The following is a 16,651-nucleotide window of genomic DNA, read 5'->3' on the forward strand; positions in this document are numbered from 1 at the left end:
GCCGCAGGTATCAAGCAGCCAGCCCGGCGCGATGAATGGGCGCGAGGCGGCGCGAGCCGCTGCAGGCACCCGTGAACTGCCCCGCCGGCAGACCACAACACGCACGGGCACTCAACGCCGCCGCCGGGTCGAACCACCACCGAGCAGGCTGCCCAGCACGCCCCGCACGATCTCGCGGCCCACGGCCGAGCCGATGGACCGCACGGCCGACTTGGCGGCTGCCTCGGCCAGGCCGGCGTTGTGGCCGCCACGCGGGCCGGTGCTGCCAAAGAGCACGTCCTTGAGGCCGTCCATCAGCCCGCCGCCGGACTCGGCCGGTGCAGGCGCGGCTGGCGCCGCCCCCCCACGCACCGGGCTAGCGGGCGTCGCCGACGGTGCACCGGCCGCCGCCGCTGGCTGGCCCATCAGCTTCTCGTAGGCCGACTCACGGTCCAGCGCCTTCTCGTACACGCCGGCCACCAGGGAGTTGGCGATCAAGGCTTGGCGCAGCGGCGGCGTGATGGGCCCGATCTGGCTGCCCGGCGGCAGGATGTAGAGCCGGTCGGTGACGCTGGGGCGGCCTTTTTCGTCCAGCAGGCTCACCAGGGCCTCGCCCACGGCCAGCTCGGTGATGGCGGCGGCAATGTCGAGGCCCGGCTTGGGGCGCATGGTCTCGGCCGCCGTCACCACCGCCTTCTGGTCACGCGGCGTGAAGGCCCGCAGCGCATGCTGCACCCGGTTGCCCAGCTGGCCCAGCACCGAGTCCGGCACATCGAGCGGGTTCTGCGTCACGAAGTAGACGCCCACGCCCTTGGAGCGCACCAGGCGCACCACCAGCTCGATGCGCTCGATCAGCGCCGCCGGTGCGTCCTTGAACAGCAGGTGCGCCTCGTCAAAAAAGAACACCAGCTTCGGCATCTCGACGTCGCCCACCTCGGGCAGGGTCTCGAACAGCTCGGACAGCATCCACAGCAGGAAGGTCGCGTAGAGCCGCGGCGCGGCCATCAGCTTCTCGGCAGCCAGGATGTTGATGACGCCCTGGCCAGCGTCGGTCTGCATGAAGTCGGCGATGTTGAGCATGGGCTCGCCGAAGAACTTGTCGCCCCCCTGGGCCTCGATCTGCAGCAGCCCGCGCTGGATGGCGCCCACGCTGGCGGCCGAGACATTGCCGTATTGGGTGGTGAACTCGCTGCCGTGCTCACCCACGTACTGCAGCATCGCGCGCAGGTCCTTCAGGTCCAGCACCAAGAGGCCGTTGTCGTCCGCGATCTTGAACACCATCTGCAGCACGCCGGCCTGGGTCTCGTTCAGCGCCAGCATGCGCGACAGCAGCAGCGGCCCCATGTCAGACACCGTCGCCCGCACTGGGTGGCCCTGCTCGCCAAACACGTCCCACAGCGTGGTCGGGCAGGCCACCGAAGCCGGCGCCTCCAGCCCCCGCTCCTTCAGGATGCCGAGCAGCTTCTCGCTCGGCTTGCCCGCCTGGCTGATGCCCGTAAGGTCCCCTTTCACGTCAGCCATGAAGACCGGCACCCCCATCTGACTGAAGCCTTCAGCCAGCTTTTGCAGCGTGATGGTCTTGCCCGTACCCGTGGCCCCGGTGATGAGGCCATGGCGGTTGGCCAGCGCAGGCAGCAGTTCAGCAACGGCGTCGCCGTGGCGGGCGAGGAGGATGGGGGTGGGCATGGTGGGCAGGTACTCCGACAAGACCGGGATCTTGAAAGTCTATCGGCCGCCGGCCCCTGCTCAGCACTATGCTGATCTGCCGAACCGATCTCGCGCATGGCACTCGACTTCCGCCCCCTCCTGCCCACCGACGCCGCAGCGTCGGCGGACCTGACACGCGCCGCCTTCCTGTGCCACATCGCACAGGACTGGCAGCCAGAGGCTCAAGAGCGCTTCCTGTCAGAGATGAGCACCGCCACCTTGCAGGCCGACATTGAAGGCGCCTGCTTCACGGCCGGTGCCTTTGAGGGCTTGCAGTTGATCGGTTTCATCCTGCTGCCTAGGCCGAACTTCGTGCGCTTGCTCTTTGTCGATTCAGACCACATGGGCCGTGGCCTGGGTCGTCAGCTCTGGGAAGCCGCCCGCACCCACCTCGAAGCTCACCACCCGACCACCGGCACCGTCGAGCTCAATGCCAGCCCGTTTGCCTTGGGTTTCTACCGCCGGCTGGGCTTTGCCCCGCTCTCCGCCGAATACACGCTCAAGGGCAGCCGGGTCACGCGCATGGCCTGCTGGCTGCCAGCACGGCTGCATGGCGCGGAGTTGTAAGCCCCCACCCGGCCCCGCCTCCTAAAATGCCGGGTTTCGCAAAACGACTCTGAGTCAAAGGGTTCCTTCATGGCAGGGCATTCCAAATGGGCCAACATCCAGCACCGCAAGGGGCGGCAGGATGAAAAGCGCGGCAAGGTCTGGACGCGGATCATTCGTGAAATCACCGTGGCGGCACGCCAGGGTGGCCCGGACATCAAGGACAACCCCCGCCTGCGGCTGGCCGTGGACAAGGCCAAGGCGGCCAACATGCCGGCCGACCGCATCAAGTACAACATCGACAAGGCCAGCGGCAACCTCGACGGTCTCTCTTACGAGGAAATCCGCTACGAGGGCTATGGCATCGCCGGCGCGGCCATCATCCTCGACACCATGACGGACAACCGCGTCCGCACCGTGGCCGAGGTGCGCCACGCCTTCAGCAAGTACGGCGGCAACCTGGGCACCGAAGGCTCGGTGGCCTTCCAGTTCAAGCACTGCGGGCAGTTCGTGTTTGCCCCCGGCACCTCGGAGGACAAGGTCATGGAAGTGGCCCTGGACGCCGGCGCTGAAGACGTGGTGACCGACGACGATGGCGCCATCGAGGTGCTGACGGCCCCAGGCGACTACGAGGCCGTCAAGGCCGCGCTGGAGGCTGCCGGCCTCAACCCCGATGTGGCCGAAGTGACGATGCGACCCGAAAACACCATCGACATCACCGGCGAAGACGCCGAGCGCATGCAAAAGCTGCTCGACGTGCTGGAAGACCTGGACGACGTGCAGGCCGTGTATCACAACGCCTCGCTCGGCTGAAAGCACCCATGAAAGTTCTCGTCCTCGGCAATGGTGGCCGTGAGCACGCGCTGGCCTGGAAGCTGGCCCAGTCCCCCAAGGTGAGCCAGGTCTATGTGGCGCCGGGCAATGGCGGCACCGCGCGTGACCCGCTGCTCAAAAACGTCCCGATCAGCGACGTGAAGGCCCTGGCCGACTTCGCCTTTGACCAAAAGATCGCCCTGACCGTGGTCGGCCCCGAGGCCTACCTGGCCGCCGGCGCCGTGGATGAATTCCGCGCCCGTGGCCTGCGCATCTTCGGCCCCACCAAGGCGGCCGCGCAGCTGGAATCGTCCAAGGCCTTCGCCAAGGCCTTCATGAAGCGCCATGGCATCCCCACGGCCGCCTATGAGACCTTCACGGACGCTGCCGCCGCCCACGCCTATGTGGACGCGCAAGGCGCGCCCATCGTCATCAAGGCCGATGGCCTGGCCGCCGGCAAGGGCGTGGTCGTGGCGATGACGCTGGCCGAAGCGCATGAGGCTATCGACTGGATCCTGGCGGACAACAAACTCGGCGTGGTCCACAACGAAGGTGGCGCGCGCGTCGTGATCGAGGAATTCCTGCAGGGCGAGGAAGCCAGCTTCATCGTCCTGTGTGACGGCAAGCACGTCGTGCCCCTGGCCACCAGCCAGGACCACAAGCGCCTGCTCGACGGCGACCAGGGCCCCAACACCGGCGGCATGGGCGCCTACTCGCCCGCCCCGGTGGTGACGCCCAATGTGCACGCCAAGGCCATGCACGAGATCGTGCTGCCCACCATCGCCGGCATGGCCAAGGACGGCCACCCCTTCACCGGCTTCCTCTACGCCGGGCTGATGATCGACGAGCACGGCCAGCCGCGCACCGTCGAGTTCAACACCCGCATGGGCGACCCCGAGACCCAGCCCATCATGATGCGGCTCAAGAGCGACCTGGTGGATGTGCTGCTGCACGCCACCGATGGCACGCTCGACCAGGTCGACCTGCAATGGGACCGCCGCGCCGCGCTGGGCGTGGTGCTGGCCGCCCACGGCTACCCGCTCTCGCCCCGCAAGGGCGACGCCATCACCGGCCTGCCCAAGGATGCCGAAGACGGCATGGTCTTCCACGCCGGTACGGTGCTGGACGGCGAGGTGCTGCGCACCAGCGGCGGCCGGGTGCTCTGCGCCACGGCGCTGGGCGAGTCGGTCAAGCAGGCCGCGCAGGCCGCCTACGAGTTGGCCGCCAGCATCGAGTTCGACGGCCGCCAGCTCCGCACCGACATCGGCCACCGAGCGATCAAACGTTGACCCAACCCGAGACGCTCACCCACCTGCCCTGCCCGTTCGGCCGCCCGAGCCGGCTCGCACGCGGGATCCTGAGCGTCTTTGGCTGGCGGCTCGACACCACGGGCCTGCCGGCCCAGCAGGGCGTGATCCTGGTCTACCCGCACACCTCGAACTGGGATTTCCCGGTCGGGGTGCTGGCCAAATGGGCGCTGGGCTTCCAGGCCCGCTTCTGGGCCAAGGACAGCCTCTTCAAGCTGCCCGTCGTAGGCGGGTGGATGCGCTACATCGGCGGCATTGCGGTCGAGCGCAGCAGCTCGCATGGCTTGGTGGGCGACACGGTGCGCCAGATGCAGGCGGCGCGTGACCGGGGCGAGAGCTTCTGGCTGGTGGCCGCCCCTGAAGGCACCCGCTCGCTGCGCCCCGGCTGGCGCACCGGCGCCTACCAGGTGGCGGTGCAGGCCGGCGTGCCGCTCGGGCTGGCCTACTTCGACTTCAAGACCCGCGTCATCGGGGTCAACCACTTTCTGCGCCTGACGGGCAATATCGAGGCCGACTTCGCCGCCTTCCGCGCCTACCTGCAAGGCCGCCAGGGCTGCCGCCCCGAGCTGGCCTCGCCCATCCAACCGCTGCCCCCGCGCCCATGAACAGCACCGCCGTCCGAGACTATTTGCTGGACCTGCAGCACCGCATCGTCAGCAGCCTGGAGCAGGTGGACGGCAATGCCTTCCTGTCCGATGGCTGGACGCGCGAGCCCGGCGGGCGGCTGGAGGGCGATGGCCTGTCGCGCCTGATCGAGGGCGGTTCGGTGTTCGAGCGCGGCGGCGTCAACTTCTCGCACGTCAAAGGCCGCGTGCTGCCGCCTTCGGCCACCCAGCACCGCCCCGAGCTGGCCGGTGCGCCTTTCGAGGCCATGGGCGTGTCCCTGGTCCTGCACCCGCACAACCCCTTCGTGCCCACGGTGCACATGAATGTGCGCATGTTTGCTGCCCTGCCAGCAGACCGCGAGGCCGTGGTCTGGTTTGGCGGCGGCATGGACCTCACGCCCTATTACGGCTACGAGCGCGACGCCCAGCACTTCCACCGCGTCTGCCGCGACGCCGTCGGCCCCGAGCGCTATGCCAAGTTCAAGCCCTGGTGCGATGAGTACTTCTTCCTCAAGCACCGCAACGAGCCGCGCGGCATCGGCGGCATCTTCTTTGACGACATCAGCGAGCCCGGTTTCGACGCGGGCTTCGCGCTGATCCAATCTGTGGGCGACGCCTTCACCGCCGCCTACCTGCCCATCGTGGAGCGCCGCCAGGGCTATGCCTATGGCGAGCGCGAGCGCGACTTCCAGGCCTACCGGCGCGGCCGCTACGTCGAGTTCAACCTGGTGTTCGACCGCGGCACGCTCTTTGGCCTGCAGTCGGGTGGGCGCACCGAGTCCATCCTCATGTCCATGCCCCCGGTGGTGAACTGGCGCTACAGCTGGGCCCCCGAGGCCGGCACGCCCGAGGCCAAGCTCTACAGCGACTTCCTGCGCCCCCGCGACTGGGCCGACGAGACGCCGACGGCGTTGTGGCTGTGAACGCCCAGTGAAACTCGCTCTCTTCGGCGGCAGCTTCGACCCGCCGCATCTTGGTCACCTCGCCTTTGCGCGCCTCGCCCTGCAGCAGCTGCAGCCCGACCGCCTGCTGTGGCTGCCCGCCGGCCGCCCCTGGCAGAAGGCCGACCGCCAGATGGCTGAGCCCGAGCACCGTGTCGCCATGATCAAGCTGCTGACCGCCGCCGAGCCGCGTTTTGCCGTGGATGAGCGCGAGCTGCACCGCGTGGGCCCCAGCTTCACGGTCGACACGCTGCGCGAGTTCCACCGCGAGCAGCCCGGCGCCGAGATCGACTTCCTCATCGGTCAGGACCAGTACCTGAACCTGCACACCTGGTACCAGGCCGAAGAGGTCCTGCGCCTGGCGCGGCTCGTCGTCGTGCCGCGTGCCGGGCAGGCCGTGCGGGGGTCGGTGGCCCTGCCGCCGCATGAGGTCCAGGTGCTGAACCTGGCCGATCACCCTGTCTCATCCACCGCCGTTCGTCACGCTTTGGCGCGAGGCGACGACATTTCGCCCCTGGTGGGCCTTGAAGTGGCGGGCTATATTGCCCAGCACCATTTGTACGCACCCCTCTGAATGGACATTCGCAAACTGCAACGCGCCATCGTCGATGGCCTCGAAGACGTCAAGGCTCAACAGATCGTCGTGTTCAACACCGAGCATCTGTCACCGCTCTTTGAGCGCGTGATCATTGCCTCGGGCACCAGCAACCGGCAGACCAAAGCCCTGGCCTCCAGCGTGCGCGAGACCGTCAAGGGTCGCGGCATGAGCGTCATGCGCACCGAGGGCGAGGACAACGGCGAATGGATCATCGTGGACTGCGGCGCTGCCGTCGTGCACGTGATGCAACCCGCCATCCGCCAGTACTACAACCTGGAAGAGATCTGGGGCGGCAAGCCCGTGAAGCTCAAGGCCCCGGGCGAGACCAAGCTGCCCAAGGCGTCGGAGGAAATGCCGACCAAGGCGGCCAAGCCCGCTGCAAAGGCCGCTGCCAAACCGGCTGCCAAACCGGCGGCAAAGAAGGCCGCACCTGCAGCCAAGAAGGCCGCAGCCAAGACCTCGGGCGGCAAGGCACCGGCCACCAAGACGGCGCCCGCCAAGAAGGCGCCGGCCAAGAAGACCGCCAAGGGCGTGAGCCGCGTCGTTGGTACCCGGGCGCCGGTGAACCAGACGGTCAAGGTCGGAGCGGCCAAGCCTACGGCCAAGCCCGCAGCCAAGAAGGCGGCCGCCAAGTCAGCCCCCGCCAAGAAGGCCCCGGCCAAGACAGCGGCAAAGAAGACCTCCGCCAAGCGCTGATCCGCCCATGCGCCTGCTGCTAGTGGCCGTGGGCCAGCGCATGCCGGCCTGGGCCGAGGACGCTTACCAGGACTTCGCCAAGCGCTTCCCGCCCGAGCTGCGCTTGGAGCTCAAGGCCGTCAAGGCCGAGACACGCGGCAGCAAGACGGCCGAGCAATTGATGGCGGCCGAGGGCGCGCGCATCGAGGCGGCGCTGCAGTCTTTCGCAAAATCGGGCGTGCGCCGCATCGTGCTCGACGAGCGCGGCACGCGCCGCACGACCGTCGAGTTGGCCGAGCGCCTCAAGCTCTGGATGGGCGAAGGCCGCGATGCCGCGCTCATCATCGGCGGGCCGGACGGCCTGCACCCCGACCTCAAGGCCACGGCCGACGAGACCCTGCGCCTGTCCGACCTCACCCTGCCCCACGCCTTTGCGCGCGTGCTGCTGGCCGAGGGGCTGTACCGCGCCTGGACGGTGACCACCGGCCACCCTTACCACCGCGAGTAGCCACCGCGAATAACTACTGCCGCAGCCAGTGCGTCGGCGCCAGGTTGGCGGCCAGCGCTGTGTCGGCCTCCTGGCGCGTGGTGGCTGCAGCGGCGTCCTGCTGCGCGGCCAGCACGCGGGCCAGCGCATCCAGCGCCAGCGCGGTGCGGAAGGAGTTGGGCTGCGCGCCCTGCAACTGGCGCGCGATCTTGAGTGCTGCCTCGGCATCCTGGCGTGCCGCAGCGGCATCGCCCGCCGCCAGATGCGCGCGGGCCCGCCACTGCAGATAGTGCGAGCGTGTGGCGTCGCGCAGCTTCGGGGTTGAGAGCAGGTCAGTGAACAGCGCCAGGCCTTCGGCCGCGTCACCGCGCGCCAGCGCGAACTGGGCCCGTGCGCTCTTGCAGTTACCGGCGGCAATGCGGTCGCTGGGGCTGTCGGTCAGCGGCTCGGCCAGGCCCTTGGCGAGCAGCGCTTGCGCCTCCTTCAAGCGGCCCTCACGCAGCAAGGCCACGCCGCCCAGGCACTGCGCACTGGCCGCAAAGCCCACGGCGCGCCAGGCCCTGGCGGCCTGCAGGGTCTTGCCGTAGTACTCGGCTGCGGCTGGGTAGAGGCCGGCCTCGAGCCGGTCGGTCGAGGCATTCAGGTAGTTGATCGGGGCCACGCCCTGGGCACCGGCATTGCGCTGCGCGGCGGCCAGCATCTCGTCATGGCGGGCTTGCGCGGTTTGCAGCTGCCCAGCCAGGAAGTTGGCCAACGCCCAGTTGTTGAGCGTGGCCACGTAGGACATGCCTTGGTCGCGGCTTTGCTCTCGCATCAGCTCAGCGGCGCGGGCGAACAGCGCATCAGCCTCGGCCACGCGCGGCGTGTACATCAGGATGCTGGCCTTGAGCACCAGCAGCTGGCCCTCGAACTGCTGCAGCGGGTGGGGCATGGCCTGCCAGTAGGCCCAGGATTCATCAGCTGCCTGCAAGGCGCCGTCGATGTCGCCGAGGTTGAGGCGGATGGTGGCGATGTAGGACGCGCAGTTCGAGCGCGACACGGCCTCGGCGACGGGGTCGGCCACCACGGGCTCCATCAAGGCGATGGCCTCCTTGGGCTTGCCCATGCGCTGCAACATCATGCCCAGGCCGCAGGCGATGGCCTGTTGCTGCGCCCGGTCCTGGGTCAGCGTGCGCGCCTCTTCGTAGAGCTTGGCGGCCTGAGCAGATTCCCCGATGCCGCCGTGGTGCTGGGCCACAGCTTGCAGCACGCGCGACAGGGTCTCTGGGTTGCGCGCGAACTCGTTGCGCGCCATGCGCTCGGCGCGGCTGACGATGGTGGCGGGCGGCTCGTTGCTGCCAGCGGCCAGGGCGTCGCCCAGCAGGTCGCCCAGGAAGAAGGCGAAGTGCTCGGTAGTGCTGAGCGAGGCCTCGGCCTTGGCGCGCTGGGCTTGGGCCTCACGCGCCTGCCAGACGGCGGCCGTCGTCACCCCGACCAGGCTGCACACGGCCAGGGTGCTGAGCCCCACGCTGAGCCGGTGGCGGCGCGTGAACTTCCAGGCGCGTTGCCAGCGGCTGGTCTGGGCGGCCTGAACCGGGTGGCCGCTCAGCAGACGGTCAAGGTCGGCGGCCAGGGCCTCGGCGCTGGCGTAGCGCTTGGCGGGGTCGAGCTGCAAGGCCTTGTCGAGCACGGCGCCCAGGTCACCGCGCAACTGGCGGACGAGAGCCCGGCGCGTGTCGCTGCGCAGCGAGGCGTCGGCATCGGTCACGGCATCGGCCGCGCGGATCAGGTCGCCCTCGGCGATGGCGTTTTCCAGCTGCGCCGAGGTGCCGAGGCGCGTGGCATAGGGCCGGTGCCCGGTGACCAGCTCGTAGAGCACGACGCCGAGCGCATAGAGGTCGGCAGCGGTGGTCAGCGGCTCGCCGCGCACCTGCTCGGGTGAGGCGTAGGCGGTGGTCATCACGCGGCCGGCGGCGCGCGTCAGCTCGGTGGCATCGGCGGGCTGGGTGCCGTCTTCCAACAGCTTGGCGATGCCGAAGTCCAGCAGCTTCACCTCGCCCTGCGGCGTGACCAGCATGTGGGCGGGCTTGAGGTCGCGGTGCAGCACCAGGCGGGCGTGGGCGTAGGCCACGGCCTCGACCACTTGCTGGAAAAGCTTGAGCCGCTCGGTGAGCCCGAGCTGGCGGCTGTCGCACCAAGTGTTCAGCGGTTCGCCCTGCACCAGCTCCATGGCCAGCCAGGGCGTGCCGTCGGGCGCGAGGCCGGCGGCGTAAAGGGGCGCGATGTGCGGGTGGGAGAGCCGGGCCAGGATCTCGCGCTCACGCGCAAAGCGGGCAGCCAGTTGGGAGCCATCGCGGTGAATCAGCGGCAGCTTGAGGGCCACCTCGCGCGCCGGCAGCGCATCGACCCGGCTGGCGCGCCAGACCGTGGCCTGCCCGCCGGTGCCCAGGCGCTCGTGCAGCAGCCAGGGCCCGACGCGCGCACCGGCCACGATGCCGCGCAGCTCGTCAAAAGCATCGGCCGACGCGCTGAGGCTCGGCCCCTGCTCCAGCCAGTCGTCAGGCTGGCGCTCGTCGTGGGCTGCAAGCATCTGGCGCAGCCAGGGCATCAGCTGGGCGGCCTCCACGGAGCGCAGCTGCACCTGGGCCAGCCAGGCCTCGCGCTCAGCCAGTGGCAGCTCGCTGCCTTCGTCGAACCAGGCGGAGATTTGCGCCCATTGCTCTGGGCTGAGCGCAGCAGCGCCTTGGGAAGGGTCGGTGGGAGGCAGGGGTTCAGACATCAGCAGCCTTCACGCATTGCAGGCTTGAAAGCGGACATCGGCCCGCTCAGGTGCGGAGCAAGGTGCGCAGGAAGGCGCGCGCCTTGTCCCAGTCGCGGCGCACCGTGCGCTCGCTGACGCCCAGGGTCTCGGCAATGTCGGCCTCACTCACACCACCAAACCAGCGCATCTCGACCACGCGCGCCAGGCGCGGGTCCAGGCGCGCCAGTTCGTCGAGCGCGGCGCTGACCTCGATCACATCGGGCTCGGGGCCCGGCGCCGCCACGGCGTCGGACACCAGGGTGTCGAGGGTGACGAAGGCCTGGTCACCGCCACGCCGCTGGGCCTGGCTGCGCCGCGCGATGTCCACGATCACCGAACGCATCACCTGGGCCGCATGGGCCAGGAAGTGGCCCCGGTCCTCAAAGTTGAGCCGGCCCGACTGGCGCAGCCGCATCCAGCTCTCGTGCACCAGGGCGCCGGTGTCGGCCAGGGTCACCCGCTCGCCCCGGCGCAGGCGCGAGCGCGCCATCATGGCCAGCTCTTCATAGAGCGCCTCGAAGACGCGGTCCAGCGCCCCGGCATCGCCGCCACGGGCTTGGTCCAGCAGGACGGTCAGGTCGCTCATGGCGCGCAGGGTACCCGCGCCGCCCGGCCGCCGAGATCCCCCCGGTTCACGGGGGAGTCATGTCCGGCATGTCCGGTTGGTGGCCGGGCCTGCGTGATCCAAGACAGGAGCGCCGCGCCAGGCGCCCACCACCCGCCACCACGGAGAACCCACCATGCTCGCCCGACTGCTTCGCCGCCTTGCCCTCGCGCTGACGCTCGCCACCACCGCCCAGGTGGCCTCGGCGCAGTACACCTACAGCTTCTCAGCCCAGCCCGAGGGCTGGCAGCCCATCAGCTTCTCGTTCACCGTCCCCAACCTGCTGCAGGCGGGCGACGCGTTCAGCTTCACACCTTTCACCATCAGCGACGGGCTGAACAGCTGGGTGATCGACCACGGCACCAGCACCACGCTCGCCTCTCAGGGGCGCTGTTTCCTGTTTGCGTCGTCGGGCATCGATTTGCCGAACGGCGCCGACGTGCAATGCGGCCTCGGCAGTCCAGACGGCGGCGCGAACTTCTGGTTCTTTGACGGCCAGACAGCACTGCCGACGTCGCCCGGCGTGGTCAGTGGCCTCTACGTCGTGCCCTTTGCAGGCGGCTCGCCGGTATCTGGCAACGCCGATTTCAACGGTCAGCTGAGCATCAGCGCCGTGCCCGAGATGTCAGGCGGCTGGCTGCTGCTGGCCGGCCTGGGCCTGGTCGCCCTGCGCCGCCGCCCGGCCTGAATCCCGCCCCCCGCAACCCAACCGAGCCGCATCGCCATGTCAACGTCACCCTGCACCACGCCAGTCGCCAGGCCCAGCCTCGCCGCCGCCGCTCCCAGCACCCTCGGCCATCTGCGCCGATTGAGCGCCACCCTGGCCCTCGCGCTCGGCACCCTGGGTGCGCAGGCCGCACAGAGCTGGGACTTCAGCAGCACCTTCACCGACTTCCGCACCTGGACCCTGCTGGGCAATGCCACGGCCAGCTATGACGTGCCGGGCAATGGCTTCAAGTACAGCGAGCTGATGCTGACCCAGCACCATGTGGGTGGCCAGGTCGGTGCCGGCTTTGCGCCCGCCCCGCTGGCGCTGGACTTCAACCAGGACTTCGATTTCCATTTCACCTTCTTCATCCCGGCCGGCGAGGTGGTGCGGGGTGACGGCTTCACCTTCACGCTGACCGACACGCCGCTGCTGGGCAGCGCGGGCTCGGGCCTCGGCTATGACGGCACCAGCTCGGCCAGCGTGGCCTTTGCGGTGGACACCTTCCACTTCAACGGCGAGCCCGTCTCGCCCAGCCTGCAGGTGCTGGCGGGCGGCTCGGTCACACCGCTGGCGGCCACCGAAACCGGCCTGGGCGACAGCATCCGCGTCATCAACTACCAATGGTGGGGCGCGGTGCACTACACCGCCTCGGGCCTGGGCGACTCGGCCGGCACCTTCACCGGCACGATCGAGAACCTCGACTACGGCAGCTTCAGTGTCTCGTCAGGGGTGGACTTTGCGGCGCTGGGCCTGGCCGGCCAGCCGGTCTATGTGGGCTTCACCGGGGCCAATGGCCTGGCCGACGACGGACACTTCATCACCTCGGCCGTGCCGGTGCCTGAGCCGCAGCCGGCCCTGCTGCTGCTGGCCGGGCTTGGCGCCGTGGGCTGGCGCCTGCGCCGCCGCCAGCAGAACTGACGCCGGCATTGACGCCAAGTAGGCATCGCGCGGCAGGCCACAATGCCCCGCGATGCCAGCGTCCCCTGCCCCCCGTTTCATCTATCTCGCCTCCCAAAGCCCACGCCGCCGTCAGCTGCTCGAGCAGATCGGCGTGGCCCACGAGCTGCTCCTGCCCGGCGCGGAGGAAGACGCCGAGAGCCTGGAGGCCGAACGAGCCGGTGAGGCCCCGGCTGCCTACTGCGCCCGCGTCACCGCCGCCAAGCTGGATGCCGCCGTCCAGCGCCTGGCAGCCCGCGGCCTGCCGCCCGCGCCCATCCTCTGCGCCGACACCACCGTCGCCCTGGGCGACCAGATCCTGGGCAAGCCGCAGGACGGGACGGACGCCGCGCGCATCCTCGGCCTGCTCTCGGGCCAGCAGCACGAGGTCATCACCTCGGTCGCCGTTGCCGACGGCGGCCAGCGCCGCGCCCGCCAGTCGGTCTCCACCGTTCAATTCGCGCCGCTGAGCCCGACCCAGATCGAGCGCTATGTGGCCAGCGGCGAGCCCTTTGGCAAGGCCGGGGCCTATGCCATCCAGAGCCAGGCAGCCGCCTGGATCGTGCACATTGCCGGCAGCTACAGCGGCATCATGGGGTTGCCCCTCTACGAAACGGCCACCTTGCTCCAAGAATCGGGCTTCGAACTCTGACGCCTGCAGCCCTGCGCGGCTGCAAGCGTCAGCATTCAAGGATTCGAGCGATGGAAGACATCCTCATCAACTGGTCTCCGCAGGAGACCCGTGTGGCCGTGGTCGAAAACGGCGCCGTGCAGGAGCTGCACATCGAGCGCGCACTGGAGCGCGGCTTGGTCGGCAACGTCTACCTGGGGCGCGTGGTGCGGGTGCTGCCGGGCATGCAGTCGGCCTTCATCGACATTGGCCTGGAGCGCGCGGCCTTCCTGCACGTGGCCGACCTGCAGGCCGCCCAGGCTGGAGGCAATGGCCGGCACAACCACAACGCCGACACGCCCACCCCCATCGAGCGCCTGGTCTTCGAGGGCCAGCCGCTGCTGGTCCAGGTCATCAAGGACCCCATCGGCACCAAGGGCGCACGCCTGTCCAGCCAGATCAGCATTGCCGGGCGCATGCTGGTGCACCTGCCGCAGGACGAGCACATCGGCATCAGCCAGAAGATCGGCTCGCCCGAGACGCGCGAGCTGCTGCGCACGCGCATGCAGGCCCTGGTCGGCACGACCGAGCAAGGCGGTGGCGGCGGCTTCATCCTGCGCACCAATGCTGAGGAGGCCACCGATGAGGACCTGGCTGGCGACATCGCCTACCTGCGCACGACCTGGCAGCAGATCCGCGACAAGGCGCGCAGCGCCGCGCCGCCCAGCCTGCTGCACCAGGACCTGAGCCTGGTCGAACGCGTGCTGCGCGACCTGACCACCGAGCGCACCAATGCCATCCGCATCGACTCGGCGCTGCAGTACCAGGTGCTGCGCCAGTTCGCAGACACCTTCATGCCCAAGGTGAGCAGCAAGCTGGAGCACTACCGGGGCGAGCGGCCGATCTTCGACCTGTGCAACATCGACACCGAGATCGCCCGCGCGCTGGCGCGCAAGTACGAGCTCAAGTCCGGCGGCTCCCTGGTGTTTGACCAGACCGAGGCGATGACGACCATCGACGTCAACACCGGCGGCTTCGTCGGTGCTCGCAACTTTGACGACACCATCTTCAAGACCAACCTCGAAGCAGCCGGCAGCATTGCCCGCCAGCTGCGCCTGCGCAACCTGGGCGGCATCGTCATCGTGGACTTCATCGACATGGTGCGCGAGGACCACAAGGCCGCCGTGCTGGCCGAGTTCAAGAAGCAGCTGGCGCGCGACCGCACCAAGGTCACCGTGGGCGGCTTCACCCAGCTCGGCCTCGTGGAGATGACGCGCAAGCGCACGCGCGAGTCGCTGTCGCGCATGCTCTGCGAGCCCTGCCCCACCTGCGAGGGCCGCGGCCAGGTCAAGACCGCACGCACCGTCTGCTACGACATCCTGCGCGAGATCCTGCGCGAGGCGCGGCAGTTCTCGCCGCGCGAGTTCCGCATCGTCGCGGCCGCCAATGTCGTCGAGATGCTGCTTGACGAAGAGAGCGCCCACCTGGCCGGCCTGTCCGACTTCATCGGCAAGCCCATCTCGCTGACCGCCGAGCCCACCAACCAGACCGAGCACTACGACATCGTGCTGCTGTGATCGCGGCACGATGCGCAGTGCGGCGGCTGGCGACGCTGCTCAGCCGGCGGCAACCACCTTGAACGCGTGCGCCCAGTCGTTGCGCAGGAAGCCGGGCAGGCACCAGAGCTGGCACAGCGGTTCGGTCACGCGCGCGCCTTCGATGAGGCCACAGTCATAGGGCTCCCAGCCAAAGTCCCGGATCAGGGCAGCAACGTCCTGCTTGGCAGTCTCGTCATTGCCGGCGATGAACATCGAGCCCGCCCCACCGGCCAAGGCCGGCCGGAAGTACAGGGCCGCGCCCACCGTGTTGAAGGCCTTCACCACCCGGAGCGCCGGAAACGCCCGCTGGAGGCGCTCGCCCAGCGAGTCGTTCGGCCCCGTGAAGAAGCGCAGCACGCCGTGCTCGGGAGGCGCGTCCTCGATCGGGTTGGTGGCATCCACCACCACCTTGCCCGCCAAGGCCCCGGCCACCGGGGCCAGCGTGGCCTCGGCCGCGACGCCCTTCACGGCGAGGAAGACGATGGCCCCGAAGGCCGCCGCCTGGGCGTAGTCGCCCGTCATCACACCCGTTTCAGCGCTGAAGGCCTGGAGCTTCGCCGCAGCGGCCTGGGCGTCCCGCCCAGCCACCATCACCGGGTGCCCCAGGGCCCGCAGCCCGCGCGCCAAAGACTCGGCCACGCTGCCGGTGCCAAGAATGCCGATAGGGGAGCGTGTTGTCGTGTTCATGGTCTGCCTTTCAAAGATCGAGGATTTCGACGGGCTGAATTCTTGGCCCGCCATCGTCTCTCTGGAACTCACAACAATGATTCGCACTGTCATGCATTGATTGACAATCAGGCATGGTGGAACAAGACCTTCGCGCCCTCTGGGTGCTCTCGCGCGTTGCAGCGCTGGGCAGCTTCGCGGCGGCAGCGCGCGAGCTGCAACTGACACGGGCGGCGGTGAGCCGCCTGATCGGGCAAACCGAGAAACGCCTCGGCGTCAGGCTTGCCGAGCGCAGCACCCGGCAGGTCCTGCTCACCGAGCGCGCGCTGGAGCTGGTGCAGGCGGTGGGCCCCGCCCTGGAGACTGTGGGCGCCGCCCTGCAGTCCCTGGGCGAGGCCGACACGGGGCTGCGCGGCCCGATCCGGCTCACCTGCAGCCACACCCTGGGCCAGCACCTGTTGATGCCCGATCTGGCGGCGTTCGCCCAGGCTCATCCTGCGGTGAAGCTGGAGCTGGTTTGGTCGGACCGCATTGAAGACCTCATCGGCCAACGCATCGACATCGCCGTCCGGCTGGGCGATCTGCCCGACAGCAATCTGGTGGCACGGAGCGTCGGCCGCATCCGCCTGGCCCTGGTCGCGGCGCCAGGCCTGCTGCGCCAGCACAAGCGTCCGCGGCGGCCCACAGATCTCGCTGCCTGGCCGTGCATCGCCCAGCGCCCACCCGGGATGAGCCAGGTGCGCTCCTGGCGCTTCCGGACGCCGGAGGGGCCCGAGCATCTGCAGCTCTCGCAGCCCGTGGCCGAAGTGAACTCGCTCGAAGCCGCCCATGCCCTGTGCCTGGCGGGCCTGGGGCTGGCCGTGCTGCCGGCCTATCTGGTGGTGGACGACCTGGCCACGGGCCACCTGACCACCGTGCTGCCGGACCAGCTGGATGCCGGCCCACCGGTACACGTCTGCACCACGAGGCGCAACCTGCTGCCGCAGCGGGTCCAGGCCTTGCTCGGCATCATGCAAACGGGGCTGAGCCAACGCCTGCGGGCGTGAACAACTTGGCGCGCACGCCCGCAGCTTACATCCCCAGGGTCACTT

At 69.2% G+C, this 16,651-nt stretch carries 17 protein-coding genes; 13 read left to right on the plus strand and 4 right to left on the minus strand.

Translation table 11 applies throughout. The features are described from left to right. Positions 1-111: 111 nt before the first annotated feature. On the minus strand, positions 112-1,665 hold the full coding sequence (locus ABDJ85_RS06945; protein WP_347704045.1) for a helicase HerA-like domain-containing protein: 1,554 nt from the start codon (positions 1,663-1,665) through the stop codon (positions 112-114). 96 nt (positions 1,666-1,761) lie between these two features. Here ABDJ85_RS06945 and ABDJ85_RS06950 point away from each other — a divergent pair, with 96 nt between their 5' ends. From ABDJ85_RS06950 to rlmH, 8 genes are all read left to right on the plus strand, one after another. Beyond that, positions 1,762-2,253, plus strand: a complete 492-nt coding sequence (locus ABDJ85_RS06950) for a GNAT family N-acetyltransferase (protein ID WP_347704046.1) — start codon at positions 1,762-1,764, stop codon at positions 2,251-2,253. Between the two features lie 69 nt (positions 2,254-2,322). Further along, positions 2,323-3,045: a YebC/PmpR family DNA-binding transcriptional regulator gene (locus tag ABDJ85_RS06955; RefSeq protein WP_347704047.1), complete on the plus strand. Its 723-nt coding sequence runs from the start codon at positions 2,323-2,325 to the stop codon at positions 3,043-3,045. A gap of 8 nt (positions 3,046-3,053) precedes the next feature. Continuing rightward, on the plus strand, positions 3,054-4,334 hold the full coding sequence (purD, locus tag ABDJ85_RS06960; protein WP_347704048.1) for a phosphoribosylamine--glycine ligase: 1,281 nt from the start codon (positions 3,054-3,056) through the stop codon (positions 4,332-4,334). Continuing rightward, positions 4,331-4,957 carry a 1-acyl-sn-glycerol-3-phosphate acyltransferase gene (locus ABDJ85_RS06965; protein ID WP_347704049.1) on the plus strand — a complete coding sequence of 209 codons (627 nt, stop codon included), beginning with the start codon at positions 4,331-4,333 and terminating at the stop codon, positions 4,955-4,957. Before purD ends, ABDJ85_RS06965 begins: the two co-directional genes overlap by 4 nt. Beyond that, complete coding sequence (hemF, locus tag ABDJ85_RS06970) at positions 4,954-5,880, plus strand: oxygen-dependent coproporphyrinogen oxidase (protein WP_347704050.1); 927 nt, start codon at positions 4,954-4,956, stop codon at positions 5,878-5,880. The genes ABDJ85_RS06965 and hemF overlap by 4 nt, the downstream gene beginning before the upstream one ends. A 7-nt stretch (positions 5,881-5,887) precedes the next feature. Beyond that, a complete protein-coding gene (nadD, locus tag ABDJ85_RS06975) occupies positions 5,888-6,472 on the plus strand; it encodes a nicotinate-nucleotide adenylyltransferase (protein ID WP_347704051.1) in 585 nt (194 codons plus the stop codon). Beyond that, the gene (gene rsfS, locus ABDJ85_RS06980) at positions 6,473-7,192 is read left to right on the plus strand and encodes a ribosome silencing factor (RefSeq protein WP_347704052.1); all 720 of its coding nucleotides are present in this window, start codon (positions 6,473-6,475) and stop codon (positions 7,190-7,192) included. 7 nt (positions 7,193-7,199) lie between these two features. After that, on the plus strand, positions 7,200-7,679 hold the full coding sequence (rlmH, locus tag ABDJ85_RS06985) for a 23S rRNA (pseudouridine(1915)-N(3))-methyltransferase RlmH (protein WP_347704053.1): 480 nt from the start codon (positions 7,200-7,202) through the stop codon (positions 7,677-7,679). Positions 7,680-7,692: 13 nt separating this feature from the next. On the opposite strand, the gene ABDJ85_RS06990 is transcribed toward rlmH, so the two are convergent. Further along, positions 7,693-10,416 carry a serine/threonine-protein kinase gene (locus tag ABDJ85_RS06990; protein WP_347704054.1) on the minus strand — a complete coding sequence of 908 codons (2,724 nt, stop codon included), beginning with the start codon at positions 10,414-10,416 and terminating at the stop codon, positions 7,693-7,695. Between the two features lie 46 nt (positions 10,417-10,462). Continuing rightward, complete coding sequence (locus tag ABDJ85_RS06995) at positions 10,463-11,023, minus strand: ECF-type sigma factor (protein WP_347704055.1); 561 nt, start codon at positions 11,021-11,023, stop codon at positions 10,463-10,465. Between the two features lie 154 nt (positions 11,024-11,177). Here ABDJ85_RS06995 and ABDJ85_RS07000 point away from each other — a divergent pair, with 154 nt between their 5' ends. From ABDJ85_RS07000 to rng, 4 genes are read left to right on the plus strand one after another with little or no spacing between them, the layout of a single operon-like run. Then, complete coding sequence (locus ABDJ85_RS07000) at positions 11,178-11,729, plus strand: hypothetical protein (protein ID WP_347704056.1); 552 nt, start codon at positions 11,178-11,180, stop codon at positions 11,727-11,729. Between the two features lie 36 nt (positions 11,730-11,765). After that, positions 11,766-12,668 carry a PEP-CTERM sorting domain-containing protein gene (locus ABDJ85_RS07005; RefSeq protein WP_347704057.1) on the plus strand — a complete coding sequence of 301 codons (903 nt, stop codon included), beginning with the start codon at positions 11,766-11,768 and terminating at the stop codon, positions 12,666-12,668. A gap of 52 nt (positions 12,669-12,720) precedes the next feature. After that, positions 12,721-13,338: a Maf family protein gene (locus ABDJ85_RS07010; protein WP_347704058.1), complete on the plus strand. Its 618-nt coding sequence runs from the start codon at positions 12,721-12,723 to the stop codon at positions 13,336-13,338. 50 nt (positions 13,339-13,388) lie between these two features. After that, positions 13,389-14,873 carry a ribonuclease G gene (gene rng, locus ABDJ85_RS07015; RefSeq protein ID WP_347704059.1) on the plus strand — a complete coding sequence of 495 codons (1,485 nt, stop codon included), beginning with the start codon at positions 13,389-13,391 and terminating at the stop codon, positions 14,871-14,873. 39 nt (positions 14,874-14,912) lie between these two features. Here rng and ABDJ85_RS07020 read toward each other — a convergent pair whose 3' ends face one another. Then, the gene (locus ABDJ85_RS07020) at positions 14,913-15,581 is read right to left on the minus strand and encodes an NADPH-dependent F420 reductase (protein WP_347704060.1); all 669 of its coding nucleotides are present in this window, start codon (positions 15,579-15,581) and stop codon (positions 14,913-14,915) included. 116 nt (positions 15,582-15,697) lie between these two features. On the opposite strand from ABDJ85_RS07020, the gene ABDJ85_RS07025 reads away from it, so the two are divergent. After that, positions 15,698-16,606, plus strand: coding sequence for a LysR family transcriptional regulator (locus ABDJ85_RS07025; protein WP_347704061.1), 909 nt, complete (start codon positions 15,698-15,700; stop codon positions 16,604-16,606). Positions 16,607-16,651 lie beyond the last annotated feature (45 nt).

Source organism: Roseateles paludis (assembly GCF_039872745.1).
GTDB classification, from domain to species: Bacteria; Pseudomonadota; Gammaproteobacteria; order Burkholderiales; family Burkholderiaceae_C; genus Pelomonas; species Pelomonas paludis.